This window comes from Streptomyces sp. NRRL F-525, assembly GCF_000716605.1.
GTDB lineage: Bacteria > Actinomycetota > Actinomycetes > Streptomycetales > Streptomycetaceae > Streptomyces.
Genome location: NZ_JNXE01000042.1, coordinates 151,118 through 175,144, shown reverse-complemented (window position 1 = coordinate 175,144; position 24,027 = coordinate 151,118). Strand labels below are relative to the sequence as shown.

General features: G+C 69.6%; 22 protein-coding genes. 11 read left to right on the top strand and 11 right to left on the bottom strand.

The window, feature by feature from the left end; translation table 11 throughout:
- The first annotated feature begins 395 nt into the window (after positions 1 to 395).
- From OO69_RS40730 to OO69_RS40725, 3 genes are read left to right on the top strand one after another with little or no spacing between them, the layout of a single operon-like run.
- On the top strand, positions 396 to 1,289 hold the full coding sequence (locus OO69_RS40730) for a DUF1028 domain-containing protein (RefSeq protein ID WP_033285977.1): 894 nt from the start codon (positions 396 to 398) through the stop codon (positions 1,287 to 1,289).
- 24 nt (positions 1,290 to 1,313) lie between these two features.
- The gene (locus tag OO69_RS50855) at positions 1,314 to 1,919 is read left to right on the top strand and encodes a transposase family protein (protein ID WP_234444660.1); all 606 of its coding nucleotides are present in this window, start codon (positions 1,314 to 1,316) and stop codon (positions 1,917 to 1,919) included.
- A gap of 47 nt (positions 1,920 to 1,966) precedes the next feature.
- On the top strand, positions 1,967 to 2,575 hold the full coding sequence (locus OO69_RS40725; protein WP_158713479.1) for a hypothetical protein: 609 nt from the start codon (positions 1,967 to 1,969) through the stop codon (positions 2,573 to 2,575).
- Between the two features lie 882 nt (positions 2,576 to 3,457).
- Here OO69_RS40725 and OO69_RS40720 read toward each other — a convergent pair.
- The 3 genes from OO69_RS40720 to leuA form a co-directional block, all read right to left on the bottom strand.
- Entirely contained in the window at positions 3,458 to 4,651 is a 1,194-nt protein-coding gene (locus OO69_RS40720; protein WP_033285975.1) for a sialidase family protein, read from the bottom strand.
- Between the two features lie 291 nt (positions 4,652 to 4,942).
- Complete coding sequence (locus OO69_RS40715) at positions 4,943 to 5,647, bottom strand: TerB family tellurite resistance protein (protein WP_033285974.1); 705 nt, start codon at positions 5,645 to 5,647, stop codon at positions 4,943 to 4,945.
- A gap of 196 nt (positions 5,648 to 5,843) precedes the next feature.
- On the bottom strand, positions 5,844 to 7,577 hold the full coding sequence (leuA, locus tag OO69_RS40710; RefSeq protein WP_051801582.1) for a 2-isopropylmalate synthase: 1,734 nt from the start codon (positions 7,575 to 7,577) through the stop codon (positions 5,844 to 5,846).
- Positions 7,578 to 7,879: 302 nt separating this feature from the next.
- On the opposite strand from leuA, the gene OO69_RS40705 reads away from it, so the two are divergent.
- The 4 genes from OO69_RS40705 (at position 7,880) to OO69_RS40690 (ending at position 11,947) form a co-directional block, all read left to right on the top strand.
- Positions 7,880 to 8,947 (top strand): M4 family metallopeptidase, encoded by a 1,068-nt coding sequence (locus tag OO69_RS40705; protein WP_033285973.1) that lies wholly within the window; start codon positions 7,880 to 7,882, stop codon positions 8,945 to 8,947.
- Positions 8,948 to 8,991: 44 nt separating this feature from the next.
- On the top strand, positions 8,992 to 9,258 hold the full coding sequence (locus OO69_RS40700; RefSeq protein ID WP_033285972.1) for a protealysin inhibitor emfourin: 267 nt from the start codon (positions 8,992 to 8,994) through the stop codon (positions 9,256 to 9,258).
- Between the two features lie 71 nt (positions 9,259 to 9,329).
- Positions 9,330 to 10,655, top strand: a complete 1,326-nt coding sequence (locus OO69_RS40695; RefSeq protein WP_033285971.1) for a GH1 family beta-glucosidase — start codon at positions 9,330 to 9,332, stop codon at positions 10,653 to 10,655.
- Positions 10,652 to 11,947, top strand: a complete 1,296-nt coding sequence (locus OO69_RS40690; protein WP_051801581.1) for an MFS transporter — start codon at positions 10,652 to 10,654, stop codon at positions 11,945 to 11,947. Before OO69_RS40695 ends, OO69_RS40690 begins: the two co-directional genes overlap by 4 nt.
- 6 nt (positions 11,948 to 11,953) lie before the next feature.
- Here the strand turns inward: OO69_RS40690 and OO69_RS40685 are convergent, their stop codons facing one another.
- Entirely contained in the window at positions 11,954 to 12,808 is an 855-nt protein-coding gene (locus OO69_RS40685; RefSeq protein WP_033285970.1) for an NAD-dependent epimerase/dehydratase family protein, read from the bottom strand.
- A 119-nt stretch (positions 12,809 to 12,927) separates the two neighbouring features.
- Between OO69_RS40685 and OO69_RS40680 the strand changes: the two genes are divergently transcribed.
- Entirely contained in the window at positions 12,928 to 13,803 is an 876-nt protein-coding gene (locus OO69_RS40680; RefSeq protein ID WP_033285969.1) for a helix-turn-helix transcriptional regulator, read from the top strand.
- A 299-nt stretch (positions 13,804 to 14,102) separates the two neighbouring features.
- Here OO69_RS40680 and era read toward each other — a convergent pair whose 3' ends face one another.
- Positions 14,103 to 15,062, bottom strand: coding sequence for a GTPase Era (gene era, locus OO69_RS40675; RefSeq protein ID WP_199811129.1), 960 nt, complete (start codon positions 15,060 to 15,062; stop codon positions 14,103 to 14,105).
- 153 nt (positions 15,063 to 15,215) lie between these two features.
- Between era and OO69_RS40670 the strand changes: the two genes are divergently transcribed.
- Together OO69_RS40670 and OO69_RS40665 are read left to right on the top strand one after the other, a co-directional pair.
- Entirely contained in the window at positions 15,216 to 16,571 is a 1,356-nt protein-coding gene (locus OO69_RS40670) for an ammonium transporter (protein ID WP_051801580.1), read from the top strand.
- Positions 16,568 to 16,906: a P-II family nitrogen regulator gene (locus OO69_RS40665; protein WP_033285968.1), complete on the top strand. Its 339-nt coding sequence runs from the start codon at positions 16,568 to 16,570 to the stop codon at positions 16,904 to 16,906. The genes OO69_RS40670 and OO69_RS40665 overlap by 4 nt, the downstream gene beginning before the upstream one ends.
- On the opposite strand, the gene OO69_RS40660 is transcribed toward OO69_RS40665, so the two are convergent.
- The 5 genes from OO69_RS40660 to OO69_RS40640 all read right to left on the bottom strand — a co-directional run bounded on the left by OO69_RS40660 (position 16,800) and on the right by OO69_RS40640 (position 21,394).
- Positions 16,800 to 17,825, bottom strand: coding sequence for a WxL protein peptidoglycan domain-containing protein (locus OO69_RS40660; RefSeq protein ID WP_033285967.1), 1,026 nt, complete (start codon positions 17,823 to 17,825; stop codon positions 16,800 to 16,802). The genes OO69_RS40665 and OO69_RS40660 overlap by 107 nt on opposite strands.
- Before the next feature lie 78 nt (positions 17,826 to 17,903).
- Entirely contained in the window at positions 17,904 to 19,220 is a 1,317-nt protein-coding gene (locus OO69_RS40655; protein WP_051801579.1) for a beta-xylosidase, read from the bottom strand.
- Positions 19,221 to 19,392: 172 nt separating this feature from the next.
- Positions 19,393 to 19,878 carry a hypothetical protein gene (locus tag OO69_RS40650; protein WP_033285965.1) on the bottom strand — a complete coding sequence of 162 codons (486 nt, stop codon included), beginning with the start codon at positions 19,876 to 19,878 and terminating at the stop codon, positions 19,393 to 19,395.
- A 302-nt stretch (positions 19,879 to 20,180) separates the two neighbouring features.
- Positions 20,181 to 20,534 (bottom strand): cytidine deaminase, encoded by a 354-nt coding sequence (locus OO69_RS40645; protein WP_033285964.1) that lies wholly within the window; start codon positions 20,532 to 20,534, stop codon positions 20,181 to 20,183.
- Positions 20,535 to 20,578: 44 nt separating this feature from the next.
- Positions 20,579 to 21,394 (bottom strand): helix-turn-helix transcriptional regulator, encoded by an 816-nt coding sequence (locus OO69_RS40640; protein WP_051801588.1) that lies wholly within the window; start codon positions 21,392 to 21,394, stop codon positions 20,579 to 20,581.
- A gap of 144 nt (positions 21,395 to 21,538) precedes the next feature.
- Between OO69_RS40640 and OO69_RS40635 the strand changes: the two genes are divergently transcribed.
- The gene (locus OO69_RS40635; protein ID WP_033285963.1) at positions 21,539 to 22,960 is read left to right on the top strand and encodes an MFS transporter; all 1,422 of its coding nucleotides are present in this window, start codon (positions 21,539 to 21,541) and stop codon (positions 22,958 to 22,960) included.
- A gap of 4 nt (positions 22,961 to 22,964) precedes the next feature.
- Here OO69_RS40635 and OO69_RS40630 read toward each other — a convergent pair whose 3' ends face one another.
- Entirely contained in the window at positions 22,965 to 23,999 is a 1,035-nt protein-coding gene (locus tag OO69_RS40630) for a S66 family peptidase (RefSeq protein WP_033285962.1), read from the bottom strand.
- Between the last annotated feature and the right edge of the window lie 28 nt (positions 24,000 to 24,027).

Here is a 24,027-nt window from a genome sequence, read left to right as displayed (position 1 = left end):
CCCGTTTACGGTGGGCTGGAAGGTGAACCTCTGCAGCGTCGGGGAGTTTCGGCGTGAACGGCGTTGCTGTAACTGCCTTTCCCGCCCGCCCACCCGTCTCGGGCGTTTTTGGGTTCACCTATTAACCCGTCGTAAACGGGTGGTGGGTGGGCGCAAGGTGGCCATGTTCTCCGGGCCGTGCCCGGTGTGGACCTTCCGGGCAACAGCCCTGCCCCGTCAACTCGCCCTGCCCAGCCGATCAGCACCTCCCACACGCCGGGGGAACCCCAGACGCGGGCCACAGCCTTGACAATGAAGCTGGGCGTGGTGAGTGTTTTTGAAGCCGCACCCATCATCACCAGGGCCTCGGCTACGGCGACGAGGTCTCTGCTCGATTCTTGCAAGGGGGAAGGTGTGTGACGTTCACGATTCTCGCGGCGGACCCGCAAACCGGGGAGTTAGGGGTTGCCTCGTTCAGCTTTGGGCTTGCCGTCGGAGCCGGAATTGTGCACCACTCCCACACATACGGACTTGTCGCCGTGCAGGCGCTCGGCGATCCGGCGTGGGCATCTCGTCTGCTTCCGAACCTCGCTTCGGACGCGTGGCCCGATGCCGTTGCCGAGCTGAGCCGAACACCTGGTTTCGAATCCGGTCAGGTGGCTGGACTATCGACCAGCGGCGACACCTTCGCGTTCACCGGCTCGGACACGGAGGCGTTCGCCGGGGCTGCTTGCGAGCAGAACATCTGCTGTGCCGCGAACCTCATGGCGGTTGACTCCCTTCCCGTCGTGGTGACCGATTACTTCCGGTCGCTCGACCCCCAGATGTCGTTGGCTTCCCGACTCGTCCAGTCGGCGCACCACGCAGACGTGCTGGGTGGCGATGTGCGTGGGCGCATGTCGGCCTTCGTCAGGACATTCCACAGCGATCCGGAATACCGGCCGGTGGACTTGCGTGTCGACTGCCATCCGGACGCTGTCGTGCAACTGCTGCACCTTGTGCGGATCGAGCGGGCTCACAGATTCCTCACTTCAGCGCTCGACAAGCAAGGCAGGTACGCCGACGTTTCGGCTACGCAAGCTGCCTACCAGCTCGCTCCGGAAAGCGCGGTCGCTGCGTCGGCGCACTTGCTCGCCCGACTCCGGACGGAGGACCTGACCGATCCCGAGCTGAGAGCCTTCACCGACGAGCTGGTTCGACAACAACCCTGTCTTCCTGAGCGTCTTCGGCGACTGGAGTCGGCGGGACGCCTTCCGGACGGAACAGCGGAGGGGCTCGACCTGCTCGAGGCACCTCAGCGGGATGCATGACGCGGACGGATCGAGGCTCCCGTTGTGGACGGATGGCCTTGCCGGTCGCCGTTCAGAACCGGAGCCTCGACGTGTCGTCGGTCTGCCACCGTCTGCCTCGTCAAGCCACCTGCGCTGCCGGGGTGTTCGGGGTTGTCGCTGGCGGAACGGCTGGTCGGGCTGCCGGACCCGCGCCGTCGCCGGGGCGTACGTCACCCATTCCTGGCGGTGCTGTTGATCGCCGCCTCGGCCGTGGTGGCGGGAGCGCGTTCGTATGCGGCGATCGGGCAGTGGGCCCGCAAGGGGCGGAGTCAACGGTTTGGTGGATGTACCACAAGGTGCGTGGCCGGAGGGGCATGGTCCGGGCCGATGCGGTGCTCAAGGCTGCGGCGTTCACCAGGTCACGATCGACTGCGTAGCCATCATCAGATAACCAAGGATCAATCCTTCGATTTCCTTGTTCAGGTAAAGAGGGAATGGAAAAGGCAATATTCCCACGCGTGCGTGGTCGATTCGTGCCGAAGGCGTGGGGGATTTTCTTACTTACCCGCCAGGGGGCGTGGAGTGAAAAGTAGCCACGAGTCAATCGCCAAGCTCAAGTCTCGCTCAGAATGTTCGATTTTTCTTGACGATCACCTAGGCATTCGATGATTGTTCTGTCCATGTCGCTCCCGGAGGGGGCGAAACGGAGGGAACCAATGAACGCCACGCTGACTCGCGCATGGACAGCCGCTGTGCTGACCGCCTTTCTGGCTGTAGGAGGGGGAGGGGCGGGCACTGCCTTTGCGGTGGACACCCCGACGACGGCCAATCCTGACAATGCAGACCAGGACGGGAACCCGATCCCTCAGGCGCCGGCCGACGCCGACGTCGACAGTACGGTCCACCCGGACGGCTGCCCGGCCGACCCGGGCTTCTCCTTCTCCAAAGTCAAGAGCACGTTCGTCGGTGACAAGACCAAGACCGTCTACGGACAGTCCGGCATTTTGCTCTCGGTCTCGGTGGCCAAGGGCCACACCTGGACCGGCACCGTCACGTACGCGGCCAAGTTCAGCGAGGGGATCCTCTTCGCGTCCGCCGAGGAGACCATCAGCGGCTCGATCTCCTACGCCAAGACCACCACCGTCACCCTGGGTGGGGCGTGGAAAGTTCCGGCGAACCAGGCGGATGGATGGCTTGCCCTTGGTTCGAAGGGATACTCCTTCAACTGGGAGCGCGGTTCTTACAACGGTGGCTGCAAGTGGATCGTCTCGAATCACGGGACCGCCAAGCTCCCGGCGCTCTCGCCCTACATCGCCCACTCGTGAGCTGAGGACGACCTGATGAAGCGCTCCCTGCTGGCCGCATCCCTGTCGGCTCTGGCTCTGGTGTCGGCCTGTTCCGGCGGCTCTCACTCACAGGCGACCGCCACCCACGGGTCGACGTCGGCACCGGCGAAAGCGACGACGGGGTCCGATGCGACCCCTTCTCCGGCGCAGACCCCGACGAGCCCGGACCGCCTTCCCAATCCGGTCCAGTCGTCACTCCCTGTTGGGTCGAAGACGTTGTACACGGGGTCGGGGCATGGCGCGGGCGGCGTAACGCTTCCGGCATCCGCGGGGAAAGCCTCATCCGTCACGGTGATGTGGACATGCGCCGGTCCCTCCAAGTTCAACGTAATCGCAGCTGGAAAGTCCCTCATCGGGTCTCAGTGCGGTGACGGGAGCGGCGTGTTCACCGCCGAGATACCGCACGCCAAGATGCACGAACTGGCGTGGAAGTTCTCAGCGGCCAATTCGGTGATCTGGCGGATCGTCGTCACCCAGCCATCCGGGAACTAAGCAGTTCACCATGGGCATTACGGTTGGCGGCGCCGATCCTTCACGCCCGTTTTAGGCGTTCAGTGCTTCTGGCTGACACCCAGCGCGGCCACGCGGTCTTCCTCGCCAGGACGAAGGGGGCGCACTACGCGTTCACCGTGGAGAAGAACCGGCCCGCGTCGCACGAGCGTCTGCGCACGCTGCCCCGGGAGCGGGCTACGGCGAAGTTCTACGACCGCAGCGAGGGCCACGGCCGCAAGGAGACACGGGTGGTTCAGGTGCTGACCGTCGAGGACCTGGACTTCCCGCATGCGGCGCGGGTAGCAACTACGCCACGATCAAGGGACTTTGAAACAGCCCTGGGTCTGGGGGCGGAACCCCCAGGGACGGTCACGCCCCACTCAGCTCGGCCACTCCCACGCGCCGGAACTCGATCGTGTCGTACGCACTCACCGCCCCCGTCTCATAAAGCACCCCCACCACGCCCCCGCCCATCCCCACCAGATCCGAATACCCCGCCCACTCCCCCGACAACGTCACCGCCTTCACAAAGCTCCCCCCGCCGTCCGCACTCCGCCAAACAGCCATCCCCTGCCGCGCGTTGGGAACAGACGGCGCCGAGAACAACAACGGAGCCCCCTCGCCCGGCAGTTGGAGAACGCTCCCCTCCACCACCGGCACGTCGTCCAGCGTGTGCTGGACCGCGTAAGGCCGGTCGAGACTCACGCCCCCGTCACTGGAGTACGTGTCGAGCCGGTTCCCCACACTCGTGCCCAGCTGATCCCGCGAGCTGAAGTACAGCCGCCCGTCGGGGAGTTCGGCCGCGGACGACTCGTTCGCGTTGTCGATCCCGTCGTACGTGGAGTCCACGAACCCCACCCGCCACGTCTCACCCCCGTCGTCGCTGTACAGGTCGTGCCCTCCGTAGTACTTCGCCTCCTGGCCGGTGTCGGTGGACCCGGCGGCAGGCGCGGCGGAGTGGTTGGCCGGGATGACCAGGCGCCCCGCATGCGGGCCCCGCGTCAGCGCGACCGCGTGACCGGGCCCCGTCGCGTACCACCGCCAACTCGGCGGCTTCACCTCCCCCGTGATGTCCCGAGGAGCCGTGAAGGTGCGGCCGTCGTCCCAGCTGCGCTGCACGAACACCCGGCGGCTCTGTTCCGCCGTGACCTCGCCCCGCATGATCTGGCCCTCGGTGACGGCGCCGCTGTTGTAGGAGGTGACGAGCACGATCGCGCCGGTGCGCGGGTCGACTACGGGGGCGGGGTTGCCCCGGGTGTCCCCGTCCCCCGCGGCCACCACCGCCAACGGGCCCCACGTGCAGCCGCCGTCGGTGGAGCGCCGGAGGACGACGTCGATGTGGCCGGTGTCGCCCGCGCTGTTGTGGCGTCCCTCGGCGAAGGCGAGGACGGTGCCCTGGCCGGTGACGACGGTCGCCGGGATGCGGTAGGTGTCGTAGCCGCCGTCCCCGGAGACATACGGCACGGACGACGTGCAGCCGGAGCGCGCGGAGGCGTTCGCGGCGAAGGTGATCGGGGCAACCAGTACTGCTGCTACGAGAAGCGTGCGGCTCAGGATGGTCATCGCTCTCCCTTACGGAGGTCGCCCTCGCGGGACGACGCCGACCTGTCCGTCACAGCCTCCCCGGAGTCACCGGCCCGGACGCGCGCCCCACGACGCGCACGCCACCGGCACCACCTGTCCCGGCCACCACGCCCCAACTCGCCCATGACACGCCTGACGTGCGTCTTTCACAGCGATCACCCGACGTTCCCGCGCGTCGAGGCACGCGGCGAGACACGCGGCGGACCGCATCGGGGAGTTCGGCCGGACGAGTGTCCGTGCCGAGGGAGGAGGGCCGGGGAGCGGGTCCGCCTACGACGGCGTCCGCGCCGCCGCCAGCAGCCGTGTCACGTCGTCCGAGCAGATGGTGAGGGCCGCGCCCACGGTCGCCAAGGCGTCGCGTTCCGCCGGGGTGTAGGGGCCGTCCGCGAGGGCGATGCGGGCGCCCTGGAGGAGGATCGATTCGCGGCCGGCGGGGGCGAGGTGCGGGGCCAGGGGGTCGAGGGCCTCGTGGAGTTCTATGGCGAGGCCCGCTCCGCTGGGTTCGCCGAAGACGCGGCCGGTGTCGGCGGCCAGGGCCTCGACGAGGGCGCCGAGCTGTTCCTCCGTGCACTCCTGGAAGCCGGCGGCGCGCACGGTGCCCGCGGCGGCCTCCAGGGACGTACGGGCGCAGCTGCCGCCCGCCGCGAGGACCGCGAGGGCGACCGTGTGGACGGCGTCGCGGAGCATCGCGGAGAAGCGGCTCGTGGTGGGGTGGTCGAGGACGTCGGTGCCGTAGTGGCCCTGGCAGGCCGCGCACTCGACGACCGGGCCGGTGTCACCGCGCGGCAGCACCGGCATGCCGAGCAGGGTGAAGCGGCGGCGCCCGGTGAGCCGCTGGTAGTTGCGGTCGCCCCCGCATCCGGGGCAGAAGAACTCGCCGTCTCCGACGCTGGTCCACGCGGTACGGATGCCCAGCACGCGCGCCGCTCGGCCCTCGTGGACCACTCGGCCGTCTCGTCCCCGTTCAGGCAGCACGTCGCACCTCCGTAACGCCGCGGCAACATCGCCGCGCTGGCGTGATGTTAGCCACATTGTCGAGCCGGAGTCAGTACCCCGGACGAGACCTCTCCGTGACCTGCACACGGATTGGCCGGGAAACGACGGGGCCCCGCCCGCCGGAGACCGGCGTACGGGGCCCTTCTGCGACGAGTAAACCGCCGGTCAGGATGGTTCAGCGGGTAGCGCGGTTGACGGCCGAGACGACCGCCTTCAGGGACGCACGTGTCGTATTCGCGTCAATGCCGATTCCCCACAGGATCTTGTCGTCGATCGCGCATTCGATGTACGAGGCGGCCTGCGCGGAGGCTCCCTCGCTCATCGTGTGCTCCTGGTAGTCCAGGAGCCGTACGTCGATGCCGACGGACCCCAGGGCGTCGAAGAACGCGGAGATCGGGCCGTTGCCGGAACCGGTCAGGACGGTGTCGACGCCGTCGACGGTGGCCTCGACCTTGAGCGTGTCCACGCCGTCGGTGTCGGTGGTCGACTGGCCGTTCTTCACCTGGATACGGCCCCAGGCGTTGTCCGGGTTGGGCAGGTACTCGTCCTCGAAGGTCGCCCAGATCTGCTTCGGGGTGACCTCGCCGCCCTCGGCGTCCGTCTTGGCCTGAATGAGCTTGGAGAACTCGATCTGCATCCGGCGCGGCAGGTCCAGCTTGTGGTCGTTCTTCAGGACGTACGCGATACCGCCCTTGCCCGACTGCGAGTTGACCCGGATGACGGCCTCGTAGGACCGGCCGACGTCCTTCGGGTCGATCGGCAGGTACGGGACCGCCCACTCGATGTCGTCGACGGTGACGCCCTTGGCGGCCGCGTCGGCCTCCATCGCGTCGAAGCCCTTCTTGATGGCGTCCTGGTGGGAGCCGGAGAAGGACGTGTAGACCAGGTCGCCCACGTACGGGTGGCGCGGGTGGACCTCCATCTGGTTGCAGTACTCCCACGTACGACGGATCTCGTCGATGTTCGAGAAGTCGATCTGCGGGTCGACGCCCTGGGAGAAGAGGTTCATGCCCAGGGTGACCAGGTCGACGTTGCCGGTGCGCTCGCCCTGGCCGAACAGGCAGCCCTCGACGCGGTCGGCGCCGGCCATCAGCGCCAGCTCGGCGGCGGCGACGGCCGTACCGCGGTCGTTGTGCGGGTGGATCGACAGCACCACGTGCTCGCGGCGGGACAGGTGACGGCCCATCCACTCGAAGCGGTCGGCGTGGGTCGAGGGGGTCGAACGCTCAACGGTGGCAGGCAGGTTGAGGATGATCTCGCGGTCCGGGCCGGGCTGCCAGACGTCCATGACCGCCTCGCAGACCTCCAGCGCGAAGTCCAGCTCGGTGTCCGTGAAGATCTCCGGCGAGTACTGGTACCCGAACTCGGTCTCGGGACCCAGCAGCTTCTCGGCGTACTCCATCACCAGGCGCGTGCCGTCGACGGCGATCTGCTTGATGTCGTCCTTGGAGCCGCGGAAGACCACACGGCGGAAGACGGGCGCGGTCGCGTTGTAGAGGTGCAGGGTCGCGCGCTTGGCACCCTTCAGGGACTCCACGGTCCGCTCGATCAGGTCCTCGCGGGCCTGCGTCAGCACGGAGATGGTGACGTCGTCCGGGATCGCGCCGTCTTCCTCGATGATCGAGCGCACGAAGTCGAAGTCGGTCTGGCCGGAGGCCGGGAAGCCGACCTCGATCTCCTTGTAGCCCATCTTGACCAGCAGGTCGAACATCGCACGCTTGCGCGCCGGTGACATGGGGTCGATCAGGGCCTGGTTGCCGTCACGCAGGTCGGTGGAGAGCCAGCGGGGGGCTGTGGTGATCCGCTGCTGGGGCCAGGTGCGGTCGGGGATGTCGACCTGCTCGTACTGGCCGTACTTGTGGATCGGCATGGAACTGGGCTGCTGGCGATTGACGCGGCTGCTTGCCATGATGCGGGGGCTCCTCGTGGTGTCCTGAAGGACGGCCGACGGCGCAACGCCAGACTCCGCGGGGAGGGGGTCGGCCTACGACTACAGGCCCTCGCCGCGGCAGCTAAGGAGAAGCAGCCCGATACGCATGATGCTCAGCAGAGTAGCCGAGTCGTACGCCGTGCGGGGGGCCGTATCACTATGCGGGATATTCGCCGTCGTATACCACTCTCCGCTACGAGACTGTGATGAATGTCCGCGTTTTCCACCAATCAAGGTTGCCGGTAGTGACATCCACGTCACTCGGTGCCAGGGTGCCGACCATGACGACTCACGGGGGCTTCGAGCCCGTCTTCTGCACGATCGTCCCGCCGCATGTCCTCGACAAGCTCGCCCAGCACGAGGACCCCGCGCTCTCCGGTCCCGCCCGCGAGACCCTGGAGCGCGACGCCTACGAGCGCACCCACCGCCGGCTGACCACCGTCATCGGCGCCCCGTCGATCGCCGCGCCGGTCGCGTCCGACAAGCCGCAGCGGACGATCTACGACGCGAAGCACAAGCAGGACCTGCCGGGGAAGAAGGTGCGCGCCGAGGGCTCCGACCCCGGCAAGGACGCCACCGTCAACCGCGCCTTCGCCGGGCTCGGCGCCACCTTCGAGCTGTACCTCAACGCCTTCAACCGCCACTCCATCGACGGCCAGGGCCTGCCGCTCAACGCGTCCGTCCACTACGACGTGAAGTACGACAACGCGTTCTGGAACGGCGAGCAGATGGTGTTCGGCGACGGCGACGGCGAGCTGTTCCTCGACTTCACCATCCCGGTCGACGTCATCGGCCACGAACTCACCCACGGCGTCACGCAGTACACCGCGAACCTGACCTACTTCGGCCAGTCCGGCGCGCTCAACGAGTCCATCTCCGACGTCTTCGGCTCGCTCATCAAGCAGTACACGCTCGGCCAGACCGCCGCCGACGCCGACTGGCTGATCGGCGCGGGCCTGCTCGCCCCGCGCGTCTCGGGCGTCGCCCTGCGCTCCATGAAGGCCCCGGGCACGGCCTACGACGACGACGCCCTCGGCAAGGACCCGCAGCCCGCGACGATGGACGACTTCGTCAACACCGGCAGCGACAACGGCGGCGTCCACATCAACTCCGGCATCCCCAACCACGCCTTCTACCTGGTCGCGGACGCCATCGGCGGGCACGCCTGGGAGAAGGCGGGCCAGATCTGGTACGACGTCCTCACCGGCGGCGAACTCAAGAAGGACGCCCTGTTCGCGGACTTCGCGAAGCTCACGGTGGCCGCCGCGAAGACGCGGTTCGGGGACGGCGGCGAGGAGTTGCAGGCCGTGACGAAGGCGTGGGAGCAGGTCGGGGTCCCGACCTCGTAGTCGCGACGGTCGCGCCGGACCCGTATCCGTACTAGACAGGGCCCATGCGTATTCAGGTACGACGCACGGGCGGGTTCGGCGGTATCCAGCGCCGCGGCGAGGTCGACACCTCGACGCGGCCCGATGCCCACGAGTGGCACGCGCTGGCCGAACGGGCGGTCGCCGCCGGGCACAGCGCGCCCACGACGGGGGTCCCGGACGGCTTCCACTACGAGATCACGGTGGACGGGAAGACGGTGCACACGGCCGACCCCCGGCTCACCGACGATCAACGGGAGCTGATCTCAAGGGTGTTGAAGGAAGGCGCCTGAACGGGTGTCGACGGGTGGGGCGTAACTGCTTGTTCACGCCCGCCCGTTGACACCCGTTACCGCCGGTACCGATGATCCGGCGCATGGCGATTGATGCAGGCAACCCGATCCCTCGGTTCCCGGCCGGATTCCTCTGGGGCGTCTCGACTTCGGCCCATCAGATCGAGGGCGCTGCGGACGAACGCGAACCGTCCGTCTGGGACAGGTTCGAGGCCGAGCCGGGCCGGATCAAGGACGGCTCGACGGCGGCGGTGGCCTGCGACCACTACCACCGCCACCGCGAGGACGTGGCCCTCCTGGCCGACCTGGGCGTGGACGCGTACCGCTTCTCGATCTCCTGGCCGCGGGTGAACTCCCCCGGCGGCCTCGACTTCTACGACCGCCTCGTCGACGACCTGTGCGCGGCGGGCGTACGCCCGGTCCCGACCCTGTTCCACTGGGATCTCCCGGTGACGCGGGACTGGTTGGACCGGGACACGGCCGCCCACTTCGCGGAGTACGTGTCGGTGGTCGCCGACCGCCTGGGCGACCGCGTGAAGAAGTGGATCACCCTCAACGAGCCTGCGGAACACACCCTGTTGGGCCACGCGCTGGGCGCCCACGCCCCCGGCAAGACGCTCCTGTTCGACGCGCTCCCGGTCGCCCACCACCAACTCCTGGCGCACGGCCTGGCGGTACGGGCCCTGCGCGCGGCCGGTGCCACCGACATCGGGATCGCCAACTCCCACGGCCCCACTTGGCCGGCGTCACAGGAGCCGGAGGACATAGAGGCGGCGAACTTCTACGACCTGCTCCTCAACCGCCTGTTCGCCGACCCCCTCCTGCTGGGCGAATACCCGTCCGGCCTGGGCGAGTTGATGCCGGGCGACGTCGAGTCCGACCTGAAGGTGATCTCCGAACCCATCGACTGGTACGGGATCAACTACTACGCGCCGAGCCGGGTCGGGGCACCCCAGGGCGCGGAGATCGAGTTCGGCGGCCTGACGCTCCCCGCCGAACTCCCCTTCTCGGTACGGGAGATCGAGGGCGTCCCGGTGACGGACTTCGGCTGGCCGGTGGTCCCCGAGGGCCTGACGGAACTCCTCACCACCTTCCGCGACCGCTACGGCGACCGCCTCCCGCCCGTCGTCATCACCGAGAACGGCTGCTCCTACGACGGCATCGACGACCAGGACCGGATCGCCTACCTCGACGGCCATGTCCGGGCGCTGCACGGGGCGTTGGAGGCGGGCGTGGACGTACGCGGGTACTTCGTGTGGTCACTCCTCGACAACTTCGAGTGGGCGGAGGGCTACGAGCGCCGCTTCGGCCTCGTACACGTGGACTACGACACACAGGCACGCACTCCGAAGGCGTCGTACGGCTGGTTCCAGGGCATGCTGCGGGCGCAGAGATGACGACGACGGGGAGTTCAGTGGACGACGGCAACCCGGCTCCCGCCACGGCCACTTCGGCGCTCGCCCTGGCCGAACCCGTCGAACGCGTGGGCCGGGGCTGGACGTCCGCGCTCTCGCTCGCCAACGGGGCGATCTGGGTGGGCTGGTACGGCCCGCTGCAGATCCTGCTGGCGTCGCAGGCGAAGGACTTCGCGCCGGGCACCGGTATGTCCAAGGAGTCGATGCTGGCGTGGGTGACGGGCGCGGGCGCGCTGGTGTCGCTGGTCGCCAATCCGCTCTTCGGCGCGCTGTCCGACCGGACGACGGCGCGGTGGGGCCGCCGTACGCCGTGGATCGTGGGCGGGGCGGCGGGCGGGGCGCTGTCGTTGCTGCTACTCGCGGGCGCTGGCGGGGTCTGGACGATGGCGCTGGGCTGGTGCCTGGTCCAACTCACCCTGAACGCGGCCTTCGCGGCGGTGACCGCCGCCGTCCCCGACCGCGTCCCGCGCCTCCAACGGGGTTCTGTGGGCGGCTGGTTGGGTGCCGCGCAGATCCTGGGCGTGGTGGGCGGTACGGGGCTGGCGACGGCGGCCGGGGGCATCGGGGCGGGCTATGTGGCGTGCGCGGTGTTCACGGCGGTGGGCGTGCTGCCGTACGTGCTCCGCTACAAGGATCTCCAACTCCCGCCCACGGAACGGCCGGTGTGGTCCTGGCAAGGCTTCTTCAAGGGCTTCTGGCTGAGCCCGCGCCGCTATCCCGACCTGGGCTGGGCGTGGCTGACCCGCTTCCTGATCAACCTGAGCAACGCGCTGGTACTGCTGTATCTGTTGTATTACCTGCGGGACCGCCTGCACTACCACGACCCCGACCAGGGTGTCCTGATCCTCACGGCGGTGAACGGGCTGACGCTCCTGGCCACGGTGGTGGTGGGCGGGGTCTGGTCGGACCGCGTCGGCCGCCGCAAGCCGTTCGTGATCTGGTCCGGCGTGCTGATGGCGGTGGCGACGGCGGTCCTCGCGGGCTGGCAGACCTGGCCGGGTGCGATCACCGCGGCGGCGGTCCTGGGCATCGGCTTCGGCGTCTTCACGTCGGTCGACTTCGCCCTGATGACGGACGTTCTCCCGAAGGCCCTGGACCGCGGCAAGGACCTCGGCGTCATCAACGTGGCGAACGCGTTGCCGCAGGTGGCGGCGCCCGCACTCGCGGCGCCGATCGTGACGTATCTGGGCGGGTACCGGGTGCTGTATCTGGTGTCCGCGGTGATCGGGATGGTGGGGGCGTTGTTGGTTCGGCGGATTCGGGGGGTGGACTGAGGTGGGTCAGAGCACCCCTGCGTCCCGTGCCGACCAGGCCGTCGGGAACAGCGGGCGGTAGCCCAACTCACGGCGGATCCGCTCGGTGGACATGATGCCCAACCACGGGTCGGGGTCGGTGTGTTCGTGGAGTTCGGCGGGGATCTCGACGCCGTTGAGCAGGTGGAGTTCGACCGCGGTGACCGGGGCGTCGTCGGCGATGTTGTAGATCCGGCCGGCGATTCCCGGGGTGTGCAGGATGCGGAGGAGGCCCTGGGCGACGTCCGCGTGGTGGCCCATGTGGAGGCGTTGGTTCGAGGCCCAATGTGCCGCCCACTGGAGGGAGTTGGCGAGGTGGGGGTCGCCCTCGCCGTAGACGAAGGGCAGTCGGGCGACTCGTACGTCCATGTCGTCGAGCGCGAGGAGTTCCCGTTCCGCCGTCGCCTTCGCGTCGGGGTAGGCGCCCCACATACGGCCGCCGGGGCGGCTCTCGTCCTCCTCGGTCATGGGGCGGCCCCGCCCGGTGCCGTACACGAGCCCCGTGCTGACCTGGACGAAGCGCCGTACGCCGGAGGTCAGGGCGGCGTGGCCGAGGGCTACCGCCGCTTCGTGGTTGACGGCCCAGGCCTCCTCGTCCGGTACGCCGCGGAAGGACGCGGCGACGTTCACGACCGCGTCCACGCCGGCGACCGCCTTGCCGAGGGCGTCCTCGTCGCGCAGATCGCCGAGTACGACCTCGGCGCCCAGGTCGGCGAACCGTTCGCCGCGGGCCGCGTCCCGTACCAGCACCCGCACCCGCTCGTCCGGCCTCGACTGCGCCAGCAGCCTCGGTACGAAGCGGCGTCCGACCTGGCCTGTCGAGCCTGTCACCAGTGTCAACATGTTGTGCTCCTCTCGTCTCCGACCAGCTTTGGGCAGGCGGGCCGGTACCGGGAGAGACCTTCCGATCAGGGGATCGGCACTCCCTGGATAAGCCGGGCGGACTGCCGCACCCTGGAAGCGTGAACCGAGCCGAACTCGCCGACTTCCTGCGCCGCGGCCGGGCCCGCCTGGACCCCGCCGACGTGGGCCTCACGTCCGGCCCCCGCCGCCGTACGCCCGGGCTGCGCCGCGAGGAGGTGGCCCAGCTGACGGGCATGTCCGTGGACTACTACACACGCCTGGAACAGGCCCGCGGGCCGCACCCGTCCCGTCAGATGCTGACGGCGCTGGCGCGGGCGCTACGGCTCACGGAGGACGAGCGCGACCACCTGTTCCACCTGACGGGCGAGGAGCCGCCGCGCCGGGGCGCCTCCGGGCACCTGCAGCCGGGCCTCCTCCTGGTCCTGGACCGGCTGCACGACACCCCGGCGCACGTGTCGAGCGACTGCGGCGAGATGATCGCGCAGAACGCGATGTCGCGGGCGCTGACCGGCGACGTGTTCGCACGCCCGCCCCAGGACCGCAACCTGCTCCGCCGTTTCTTCCTGAACCCGACGGCACGGGAGATGTTCCCCCCGGAGGACGTCCCGGACCACGCGCGCTCCCACGTGGCGAACCTGCGGGCAGTGGCCGCGGCCCGCCCCGACGACCCCGAGCCGGCCGCGCTGGTGGCCGAACTCCGGTCGTCCAGCGAGGAGTTCGCGAGGCTGTGGGAGGAACACGAGGTGGCGGTACGGCGCCAGTCCACGAAGCGGTTCCGCCACCCCCTGGTAGGCCTCATAGAGCTGGACTGCGAAATCCTCCTGAACCAGGACGCCCACCACCTCCTGATCATCCACACGGCCCGCCCCGGCACGGAGTCGTACGAACGCCTGCAACTGCTAAGGGTGATCGGCCTCCAGGACATGTCCCCCACGCCCCTGGGTGCTACGCCCCCAGACCCCCATCGGCCCTGAAGGGGCCTCGTCCTCAAACGCCGGACGGGCTGGATGGTGCGGACCGGCACTAGAAAGTTCCGGTCGACGAAACCCCGGCCCGGCGCCAGAATCCCAGCCCCTCCGAGAGAACCCAGCCGCGCCGGCATGACCGGCCGCGCCGAAAATCCAGCCCCTCACACCCAGCCCCTCCGGCGTCTGAGGAGCGGGGGTCCGGGGGCTGGCCCCCGAGGCGGGGTCGAAGGGGCAACGCCCCTGGAGGATGGGACGGGTAGGGGCGGCGGGGGCGAGAAAAACCCTCAGAACCCCCAACTCCCCCTCTAGAAGCCCAGCTTCCGCAACTGCCGAGGATCCCGCTGCCAGTCCTTCGCGACCTTCACATGCAGGTCGAGAAACACCGGCGTACCGAGCAACGCCTCGATCTGCTTACGCGACTTGATACCGACCTGCTTCAGCCGCGCGCCCTTCGGCCCGATGATGATGCCCTTCTGGCTGGGCCGCTCGATGTAGACAAAGGCGTGGATGTCGAGGAGCGGCTTGTCGGCGGGCCGGTCCTCGCGAGGCAGCATCTCCTCGACCACGACGGCGATGGAGTGCGGCAGTTCGTCCCGAACCCCCTCCAGCGCGGCCTCCCGGATCAACTCCGCGATCATGACCTGCTCGGGCTCATCGGTGAGGTCACCCTCGGGGTAAAGGGCCGGCCCCTCCGGCAGCAGCGGAATCAGCAGATCGGCCAGCAGATCCACCTGCTGGTCCGCGACCGCCGACACCGGCACGATCTCCGCCCACTCGAACCCCAGCTCCTTGCCCAGCTGATCAATGGCGATCAACTGCTCGGCAAGCGTCTTGGAGTCGACCAGGTCGGTCTTCGTGACGATCGCGATCTTCGGCGTCTTCTTGATGGACGCGAGTTCCTTGGCGATGAAACGGTCACCCGGGCCGAGCTTCTCGTTCGCCGGGAGGCAGAAACCGATGACGTCGACCTCGGCCCACGTCGTACGGACGATGTCGTTCAGCCGCTGCCCGAGCAACGTGCGCGGCTTGTGCAGCCCAGGCGTGTCCACCAGGATCAGCTGCGCGTCCGGCCGGTGGACGATGCCGCGCACCGTGTGCCGCGTGGTCTGCGGCTGGTTGGCGGTGATCGCCACCTTCTGGCCGACCAGAGCATTCGTAAGGGTGGACTTGCCCGCGTTGGGGCGGCCCACGAAGCAGGCGAAGCCGGCGCGGTGAGGGGCCTCGGACGGCTTGGATGACGGGGTACGAACGCTCATGGCGCCCATTGTCCCTGATCCACAAGCTCCCGCCGCACAACAGTCCACCCGAGCCCGGCACGGTGAGCTTTCGGAAACCCCACTGCAACGAAACGTCACGGAAACACCCCCGTGCACAACCGGAAACCCGGGCCGGTGACCCTCTGACGAGCCCCCACACCGTTGGAGACGACCGTGACCCTCGCCGCCACCGAAGCCGCCACTCAAGCCACCGCACTGGCCGCCGCACACGTCGACACCGGCGACACCGCCTGGCTGCTCGCCGCCACCGCCCTCGTCCTGCTGATGACCCCGGGCCTGGCCCTCTTCTACGGCGGCATGGTCCGCACGAAGAGCGTCCTCAACATGCTGATGATGAGCTTCGTGTCGATCGCCCTGGTCACGGTGGTCTGGCTGACCGCCGGATACTCCCTCGCGTTCGGCGACGATGTCGGCGGCGGCCTCATCGGCGGCCTGAAGCACGCCGGCATGGCCAACCTGGGCCCCGACAGCGTCCACGGCACCGTCCCCACCCTCCTCTTCGCCACCTTCCAGCTCACCTTCGCGATCATCACGGCCGCGCTGATCAGCGGCGCGGTCGCGGACCGGGTCCGGTTCGGGGCCTGGCTGGTCTTCGTACCCGTCTGGGCACTCCTCGTATACGTTCCCGTCGCGCACTGGGTCTGGGGCCCGGGCGGCTGGATCGCGGCGCACCTCGGCGCCCTCGACTTCGCGGGCGGCCTGCCCGTGGAGATCACGTCCGGCGCCTCGGGCCTGGCCCTGTGCCTGGTGGTCGGCCCGCGCCTCGGCTTCAAGAAAGACGCCATGCGCCCGCACAACCTCCCCATGGTGATGCTGGGCGCGGGCCTGCTCTGGTTCGGCTGGTTCGGCTTCAACGCGGGCTCCGCGCTCGGCGCCAACGGCCTCGCCGCCGCGGCCTTCCTCAACACCCTCACCGCCGGCTGCACCGGCCTCCTCGGCTGGCTCTTCGTGGAGCAGAAGCGCGACGGCCACCCCACCACCCTGGGCGCGGCCTCGGGCGCGGTCGCCGGCCTGGTCGCGATCACCCCGTCCTGCGGCTCGGTCTCGCTGCTCGGCGCGCTGGTCGTCGGCCTGGCCGCCGGTGCCGTCTGCTCGTACGCGGTCGGCTGGAAGTTCAAGCTGAACTACGACGACTCCCTCGACGTCGTCGGCGTCCACCTGGTCGGCGGCATCATCGGCACCCTCCTGATCGGCGTCTTCGCCACCACCGAACTGACCGGCGACACCGACGGCCTCCTCTACGGCGGCGGGCTCGCCCAGCTCGGCAAGCAGCTGGTGGCCGTGGTCGCCGTAGGGGCGTACGCGTTCCTCGTGACGTACGGCATCGGGAAGCTGCTCGACAAGGCGATGGGGCTGCGGGCGAGCGAGGAGGAGGAGCGGACCGGTCTTGACCTTACGGTGCACGCCGAGAGCGCATACGATCACGGCGTCCTGGGCCACGGAGCCCCGGTCGGCGCCACCCTCCCCTCCGCTCAGAAGGTCAGCACCCAGGCATGAAGCTCATCACCGCGATCGTCAAGCCGTACCGCCTCGACGAGGTCAAGACGGCGCTCCAGGAGCTCGGCGTGCACGGCCTGACCGTCACCGAGGCCAGCGGCTACGGCCGGCAGCGCGGCCACACCGAGGTGTACCGCGGCGCCGAGTACCGCGTCGACCTCGTCCCGAAGGTGCGGATCGAGGTCGTCGTCGACGACGCGGACTCGGACGCCGTGATCGACGCGGTCGTCAAGGCCGCGCAGACGGGGAAGATCGGGGACGGGAAGGTGTGGTCGATCCCGGTCGAGACGGTCGTACGGGTTCGGACGGGCGAACGCGGCCCCGACGCGCTCTGACCGCGAGCACTCCCCCGACGAACCCGACCGCGAGCAGCAGCGCCGCCGCGAGCCACGGCAGCGCGAAGAACGACGCGCTCGCCGACTGCTTCGTGCCCGGCGCGCTCGCGGTCAACGTGATGTCCCCCCAGTCGAGTTGGGGCGACCCCTTCCACGGCTCGCTCAGCTTCACGCGCTGCCCCGGCAGCAACTCGGCGGGGATCCTGGTCAGTCCGCGTGTCAGCAACGTACGGCCGAACAACCCCTGCGCCTTGAGCGTCACCTTCGGATCGAGGGTGACGTTCCCGGTGTTGTGCAGCGTGTAGGAGATCGTGGCGTCGCTGTCCCCCAACCCCGGTACCAGCGGCTGGTGATGGGACACATGGACGTGTTCCACGGCGAGCGCGGGCAGCGTCGGCCCGCTCACCCGGAGGTAGACGCGGGCGCCGACGGCCCGCTGCACGCCGAGCGCGAGGGAGCCGTCCCCCTTGTCGACGCGTTCGTCGAGGGCGACCAACGCGCCCGGGTGGTCGCCCGGTTCGGCCCCTTCGGGCACGTGAAGCGTGAACGGCACGGTAACTGTCTTGTGGGCGGGCACAGTTACCCGCGACTTGGCGGGCTTGGCCCAGGCCCCCACCCCGCGCATCGTCTCCGTCACGGTCCGCACGGCGAACCCGCCGTCACGCGCGGTGTTGTAGGCGTCGGCCGCGTACAGCCGGAAGGTCAGCGGCTTCGCCGTCTTGTTGGCGACGACCACCTTGTCCTGGATGGTCTGGCCGGGATCGGCGGAGAGATAGAAGTACGGCCGCGCGGCGACCTGCGAGGCGGCCGGGTAGACGGACCAACTGCCGTTGTCGGCCGCGGAGGCGGAGGGCGCGGCGAACACGCCGGAGCAGAGGCCGAGGCAGAGGCTCAGGAGGAGGACGTACAGCTTGCGCATGGGTGCGGACCCCCACGGACGAGGTGTGTGGCGGTCGGGCGGGTGCGGGCGCCCGGCCACCGGAGGTGAGGCGGACGGTCAGGTGAGCGTCAGCGTGAGCACGCCGGAGTACGAGCCCGGAGGCGTGAACGCCGGTACGTTCAGGGAGAGTCCGGCGTCGACGGTGAACTGGCCGCCGGTGACGGTGCCGTCGGGCGTGGACGCGAGCGTCGCTCCCGAACTGCCCACCGTGCCCGCCGAACCGGCCGCGCAGGTGCTCGGGCTGCCCGCCTTGGTGACGCAGGCGGGTGTCCAACTCAGCGCCCCGGCATCGATCTTGGCGCCGGGACCGGTGAAGTCGGTGACCTTGCCGGTCAGGGACCAGCCCGCGGGTCCGCCGCGGAAGTCCTGGACCGTCACCGTGTTGAGGGCGCCCGTGGAGGCACCGCCCTTGCCGAAGTCGACGGCGGAGAGACCGACGGCGTCCCCGGCCTGCGCCATGGACAGCGTGCCCGCCTTGACGGTGGTCGTCAGCTTCTGACTCCCCGGCGGAACGGGCGTGGTGTCGTTGACGACGTAGGCGGCCGGTCCGGCACCGAGGTCAGCGCTCCACGCACTGCCCTCGTAGGCCACGACACCGGTGGTCGTCTTGTCGTTGACGACGAGCGAACCACTGATCGTGCCGCTGCTGCTCGCCGTGACGGTCGCCGTGTCCGCGGTCTGGGCGGTTCCGGACCGCCCGGCCAGGGTCACGGTGGCACCCGGGGTGAAGTTGCTGCCGGTCACGGTGACACTGTCACCGGCGTTCCCGGAGGCCGAACCCAGGCTGATCGCACGGGTGTTGACCGGCACGGTGGCGGTCGCGGTGACGGTCTCGGAGACCGGGGCCGGCGGGTTCGTCACCGTGCAGGGGGTGTCCAGCTCCAGGATGTAGCTGGTGTGGATGTTGTAGTCGCCGGGCGAGAGGGTGATCGCGCCCGGGGTGGTGACCGTGAAGGTGCCGGTCATGGAGAACGACGGGAAGGCGCCGTTGCCGGGCACCGGGTCGTTCTTCTTGGGCCCGGCCACCGTGACGCTGCCGGTCTGGGCACCGCCGAGAGTGACCTTCCCGGTGGGCGTCATGATGTCGGCCGGCAGCGCGATCGCGGTGGGGTTGCTGGCGGCGGGCTTGACCACCGTGTAGGTCACGGTGACGGTGTCGCCGACCTTCGGCGCGGTGTTGTCCACCGTGATCGCGGCGGTCGTGGTGCCGTCGATCGGCGGGATGCCCGCGACCGCTGGCGGGATGCAGTGCGTGGCGAAGTCCACGTTCGTGGACGCACCGGCCGGACAGGCCAGCGCACCGCCCGTGGCGACCGCGAGCGCGGTCACCCCGAGCAACGACGCCCAACGGCGTCTTCGGAATGTCGTAGCCATGGCTGTGCCCCCTCCTGAGGACGGTGGGCACAGCGGCTCGTCCGCGCCCACAGGGGGCATTGATGTGGGGATCGCGTGAGAAGTCAATGGACACACCCAAACAAACTGATGGGCCGTCAGTTCCCGCCAACAGCGGGAACCGACGGCCCAGTTGAGCCCGTGGGGGGAATTCTCAGTCGAACACGAACGGACCCGGTGACTGCGGCCCGGTGGCGGTGCACGTGACGGCGATCCCGAAGATCGTCATCTGCAGCGAGCCGCCGTACGCCTCCAGGCTGTCGCCGGAGGCCACGGTCCCGTCGAGCGGACCGACGGTGACGGCGTCGCCGGTCGCCATGGCCGGGTTCTTCGTGCCGCTGAAGACGGTGGTGCCACCGCTCGCGTTCTCGAACGTGAAGGTGGAGGAGATGGAGTCCTGCGACAGGGCGAGCGGCGCCGTGATGGAGGAGGTGATGGTGACCGTGGCCGCGGTGCCGTCCTGCGTGGCGGTGAGCGTTGCCGCGCCTCCGCCGAAGATGCCGCAGTCCGCGGTGATCGTCGCCGTCTGGGGAGTGACGGCGAGCGCGCTGGGCGCGAACGCCAGCGAGGCGGCCGCGAGGACCCCCGTCACCAGTGCCGCACCGGTACCGATCCGCTTGCTTCTCAGCTTGCCTTTCATGGGTCTGGTTCCCTTCCCGTGTCTGGGAATGCCATGTGGGGACGGACGGACAACCACCTCGGAAACCCCTCACGAACGCGGTGCGGTGCGCCACGCGAGCGAGAATCTGACGGTCCGTCGGAACTTACGGTTCCATTGATGCGCGGGAGGCGGGGGGAGAGCAAGGGCGAAATCCGGACGGGTTACTTCCGGACACGGGGACTGTTGAAGCACCGGTCGACACAATCCAGCCCGTCCGGCGTTTGAGGACGAGGCCCCTTCAGGGCCGATGGGGGTCTGGGGGCGCAGCCCCCAGCACCACCTCAGCCAGCAACGACCGTCAGCCGGACAACCCCGTCCGGCGAAGCCACGTGCACCGGCGTCCCCGCCCCACCCAGATCCCGTACAGCCGCCAGATCCTCCGCTGCCACGGACTCCGCCTCCGTGACGACCGCCGCCGCCTCCAGCGACTTCGCCCCGGAAGCCACCGCCATGGCCACCGCCGTCCGCAACGCGCTCAGCTCCAGCGAGGGAAGGGCGACCGTCCCGGCGACATACGTCCGCCCCGTCTCGTCCCGCACGGCCGCGCCCTCCGGCACACCGTTGCGGGCCCGAGCCGAACGGGCCAGGGTGACGATCTTGCGGTCCTCGGGGTCAAGCGCGCTGCTGTCGGTCATGACCAGAGCATACGAAGGACCAGGACGAGGACCGACAAGGACCCTCACCCCGCCACGGGGTACATCGCCCCGCGCCGCCCCTCCGGAGAGGCCAGCCACTCCAGCTTCCCCACCGTGTTCGCCTCGTCCAACGGCGTGTGCAGCACGATCGTGAGATCGGGCCGCGCCGGCACCCGCAACGCCGTCGACTCGACGCACAGCAGGCCGACCAGCGGATGGTCCAGCTCCTTGCGGACCACCCCCGCGTCCAGGATGTCCCGCCGCTCCCACAACTCCGTGAACTCCTGGCTCACGGCGGTCACTTCGGCCAGCACCGCCTGCAGCCCCTCATCATCGGGCCGGTCCGCGCACATCGCCCGGAACTGCGCGACGACGGTCCGCGCGTTCCGCTCCCAGCTCTGCGAACGCGCCCGGTAGAGCGGGTCGGTGAAGAAGTCGACGAGGCAGTTCTGGGTGTTCTCGGGCCGCAGGCCCAGCACCCAGCCCGCCGCCTCGTTGTACATCACGCAGTTGTAGTACCGGTCCATGATGTGCGCGGGGAACGGCATCCACGCGTCGATCAGCCGCCGTATGCCCTCACAGCCGTGATCGGCCGCGGGCTCAGGCGCGGGCGGGTTCAGCCCGGCCAGCGCGTACAGATGCCGCCGCTCGGCGTTGCTGAGCCGCAGCACCCGGGCGACGGAGTCGAGGACCTGCGGCGACACGGAGATGTCCCGCCCCTGCTCCAGCCACTGGTACCAGGACGCGCCCACCCCCGCGAGCACGGCGACCTCCTCGCGCCGCAGCCCGGGCGTACGGCGCCGCGCCCCACCGCCCGGAAGCCCCGCCTCGGCCGGGGAGACCCGGGCCCGGCGGCTCATCAGGAACTCGCGCAGTTCGCTCAGCCGACGACTCTTCAGGGCATCCTCAGCCACGTACACATCCCCCTCGTGCTGCCTGGTGGTGCCACCACCAGCACAACTTGCGGCTCCCCACGGCTATTCCGGCGCCGGGAAGCTCGACACATGGCGACCGACACCACCACTCCCGTCCACGAACCCCTCGGCGAACCCCGCCTCTCGACCCGCGACAAGCTCACCCTCTTCGTCCTCTGCGCGGCCCAGTTCATGGTCGCCCTGGACTTCTCCGTCCTCAACGTGGCCCTGCCCACCCTCGGCGCCGACCTCGGCATGAGCCGGTCCGGACTCCAGTGGGCGGTCACCGCGTTCGCGCTCCCGTCCGGCGGCTTCCTGCTCCTCTTCGGCCGCATCGGCGACCTCTACGGCCGCCGCCGGCTGTTCCTCACCGGCCTGACCCTGTTCGGCGCGGCCTCCCTGCTGGCGACCTTCGCCTGGGACCCGGCATCGTTCCTGACGGGCCGGGCGCTGCAGGGCCTGGGTGCGGCGGCGATCGTCCCCACCGGCATGAGCCTGCTCACCACCACGTTCCCCGAGGGCCCGGCCCGCGACCGCGCGCTCGGCATCTCCGGCACCCTGCTCTCGCTCGGCTTCACGGTCGGCATGGTGGCGGGCGGTGTCCTGACCGACGCGTTCGGCTGGCGCTCGACGATGGCCCTGCTGACCCTGTTCGCGGTCCTGGTCCTCCCCCTGGCCCCCGCCCTGCTCCCCGAGTCCCGCACCCCGGACCGCCCGCGCCTGGACGTCCCCGGCGCGATCACGGTCACCGCGGGACTTCTGTCCCTGATCTACGCCCTCTCGACAGCGGCGGACCACGGCTTCGCCCGCACGGACGTCATCGTCACCCTGATCGCGGGCGTCCTGCTCCTCACGGCCTTCACGTACATCGAGTCCCGCACGCCCCAGCCTCTGGTCTCCCTCCCGATGCTGCGCCGCCGCACGGTGGCGTGGGGCAACCTGGGCGGCCTGGTCACCTTCTCGATGATGTCGACGGTGGTCTTCGTCCTGACCCTGTACCTCCAGGAGATCCTGCACCTGTCGTCCTTCGAGACGGGCCTGGTCTTCGGCGTCCAGGGCATCCTCTCGGCGGTGGCCGGCGTCTACGCCCCGAAGGTCATCGGCCGCATCGGCGCCCGCCGCACCCTGATCGCCTCCCTCACCGGCCAGGCGGCCCTGACCGCGGCCCTCCTGGCCCTGAACACCCACACCTGGTCGGTCTGGTTGGCCACGGCCGCCGTCTCCCTGGCCAGCATGTGCCACCTGGGCGCGATCATCTCCTACGGCCTCACCGTCACCTCGGGCGTCCCGGACGAGGAACAGGGCCTGGCCACCGGCCTGGTCACCTCCACCCAGCAGGTGGGCATCACCATCGGCATCCCCCTCCTGGGCGTCCTCGCCACCACTTCGGGCGACCTCATGTCGGGGGTCCACACAGTCGTCGGCATCGACGCGGCGATCGCGTTGGGGGCGGCGGTGCTGGTGGCCGTAGGGCTCGGCAGGAACCGGAAGGCCGACCCGGCCGCCGTATGAGATGTCAGTCCAGGGTCTGGACGAGTTCGGAGCGCGCGGCCGTGTGGACGACCCGGCCGCGCGCTCCGTTCACGAGCGGCAGATACGGCGGGACATGACCGCACTCGACATCGGCGACCACCGGCACGCCCAGCGGTCCGAGCGCGTCCATGACGGCCTCGTGCTGGGTGAGCGTGGGGCTGTCGGGCGCGTGGGTCCGGCCGACGAGCACGGCGTTCGCCGCGTCGAAGAACCCGGCCAGCCGCATGCCGTGCAGGTTCCGGCAGATGGTGAACGCGTTGTCCTCGCAGGCCTCGACATACACGAGCAGCCCCTCGGGGGCCGCGCTCCGCGCGAAGGCGGCGACGTCCAGGTACGGCGTCCCGGCGAGATTGGCCAGCGTCTCGACGCAGCCGCCGATCAGCCGGCCCTCGATGTCGACGTCACCGTCACCGTCGAGGCGGGTCCAGCGCCCCGGGGTGTCGAGGGTGAGGTCCCGGACCTCCGGGTGACCCGCGAAGTCGTCCCGGCCCGGGCTCCGATGGCGGCCCGGCGGGGTCTGCGTGAACGGCTCGCCCTGCGGCGCCGCGACGATGTCGAGCCAGGACAGCAGCCCCTCGGGCGCCCGATAGGGCGTCTCCATAAGGGAGTTGCCGTGCACGGTCGCGGTCCCGGTCAGCAGGGTCAGCGGCGTCAGCAGGGTCGAGATGTCCGAGTAGCCGACCACCCAGGTCGGTTCGGCGCGCCCGATCCGCCCGAAGTCGAGCAACGGCACCAGGTCGATCGCGGTCTCCCCGCCCCACGGCGGGACCACGGCCCGGATGCCGGGGTCGGTGAGCATGTCCGTCAGCTCGGCGGCCCGTTCACCGGCCGGGGCGCTGACATGGCCCGTCCCGTCCATGCACCGGCCGACGACGACCTCGTACCCGCGCGCCTCGACCTCCCGGATCGCGACATCGAGGCGCTTGCGCAGCGCGTCCGGGACCCCGCTGGACGGAGACGTGACACCGACACGGTCGCCGGGGCGGAGAGGACGCGGATATCGCACAGCAGCAGCCATGTGCCGGATTCTGACACGCCTTCACCGG

Excerpts from the sequence above, each read along its gene's own strand:
- OO69_RS40725 (WP_158713479.1), top strand. The coding sequence starts at position 1,967 with ATGAACGCCACGCTGACTCGCGCATGGACAGCCGCTGTGCTGACCGCC.
- OO69_RS40720 (WP_033285975.1), bottom strand. The coding sequence starts at position 4,651 with ATGACCATCCTGAGCCGCACGCTTCTCGTAGCAGCAGTACTGGTTGCC.
- leuA (WP_051801582.1), bottom strand. The coding sequence starts at position 7,577 with ATGGCAAGCAGCCGCGTCAATCGCCAGCAGCCCAGTTCCATGCCGATC.
- OO69_RS40705 (WP_033285973.1), top strand. The coding sequence starts at position 7,880 with ATGACGACTCACGGGGGCTTCGAGCCCGTCTTCTGCACGATCGTCCCG.
- OO69_RS40700 (WP_033285972.1), top strand. The coding sequence starts at position 8,992 with ATGCGTATTCAGGTACGACGCACGGGCGGGTTCGGCGGTATCCAGCGC.
- OO69_RS40695 (WP_033285971.1), top strand. The coding sequence starts at position 9,330 with ATGATCCGGCGCATGGCGATTGATGCAGGCAACCCGATCCCTCGGTTC.
- OO69_RS40690 (WP_051801581.1), top strand. The coding sequence starts at position 10,652 with ATGACGACGACGGGGAGTTCAGTGGACGACGGCAACCCGGCTCCCGCC.
- OO69_RS40685 (WP_033285970.1), bottom strand. The coding sequence starts at position 12,808 with ATGTTGACACTGGTGACAGGCTCGACAGGCCAGGTCGGACGCCGCTTC.
- era (WP_199811129.1), bottom strand. The coding sequence starts at position 15,062 with ATGGGCGCCATGAGCGTTCGTACCCCGTCATCCAAGCCGTCCGAGGCC.
- OO69_RS40665 (WP_033285968.1), top strand. The coding sequence starts at position 16,568 with ATGAAGCTCATCACCGCGATCGTCAAGCCGTACCGCCTCGACGAGGTC.
- OO69_RS40660 (WP_033285967.1), bottom strand. The coding sequence starts at position 17,825 with ATGCGCAAGCTGTACGTCCTCCTCCTGAGCCTCTGCCTCGGCCTCTGC.
- OO69_RS40655 (WP_051801579.1), bottom strand. The coding sequence starts at position 19,220 with ATGGCTACGACATTCCGAAGACGCCGTTGGGCGTCGTTGCTCGGGGTG.
- OO69_RS40650 (WP_033285965.1), bottom strand. The coding sequence starts at position 19,878 with ATGAAAGGCAAGCTGAGAAGCAAGCGGATCGGTACCGGTGCGGCACTG.
- OO69_RS40645 (WP_033285964.1), bottom strand. The coding sequence starts at position 20,534 with ATGACCGACAGCAGCGCGCTTGACCCCGAGGACCGCAAGATCGTCACC.
- OO69_RS40640 (WP_051801588.1), bottom strand. The coding sequence starts at position 21,394 with ATGAGCCGCCGGGCCCGGGTCTCCCCGGCCGAGGCGGGGCTTCCGGGC.
- OO69_RS40635 (WP_033285963.1), top strand. The coding sequence starts at position 21,539 with ATGGCGACCGACACCACCACTCCCGTCCACGAACCCCTCGGCGAACCC.
- OO69_RS40630 (WP_033285962.1), bottom strand. The coding sequence starts at position 23,999 with ATGGCTGCTGCTGTGCGATATCCGCGTCCTCTCCGCCCCGGCGACCGT.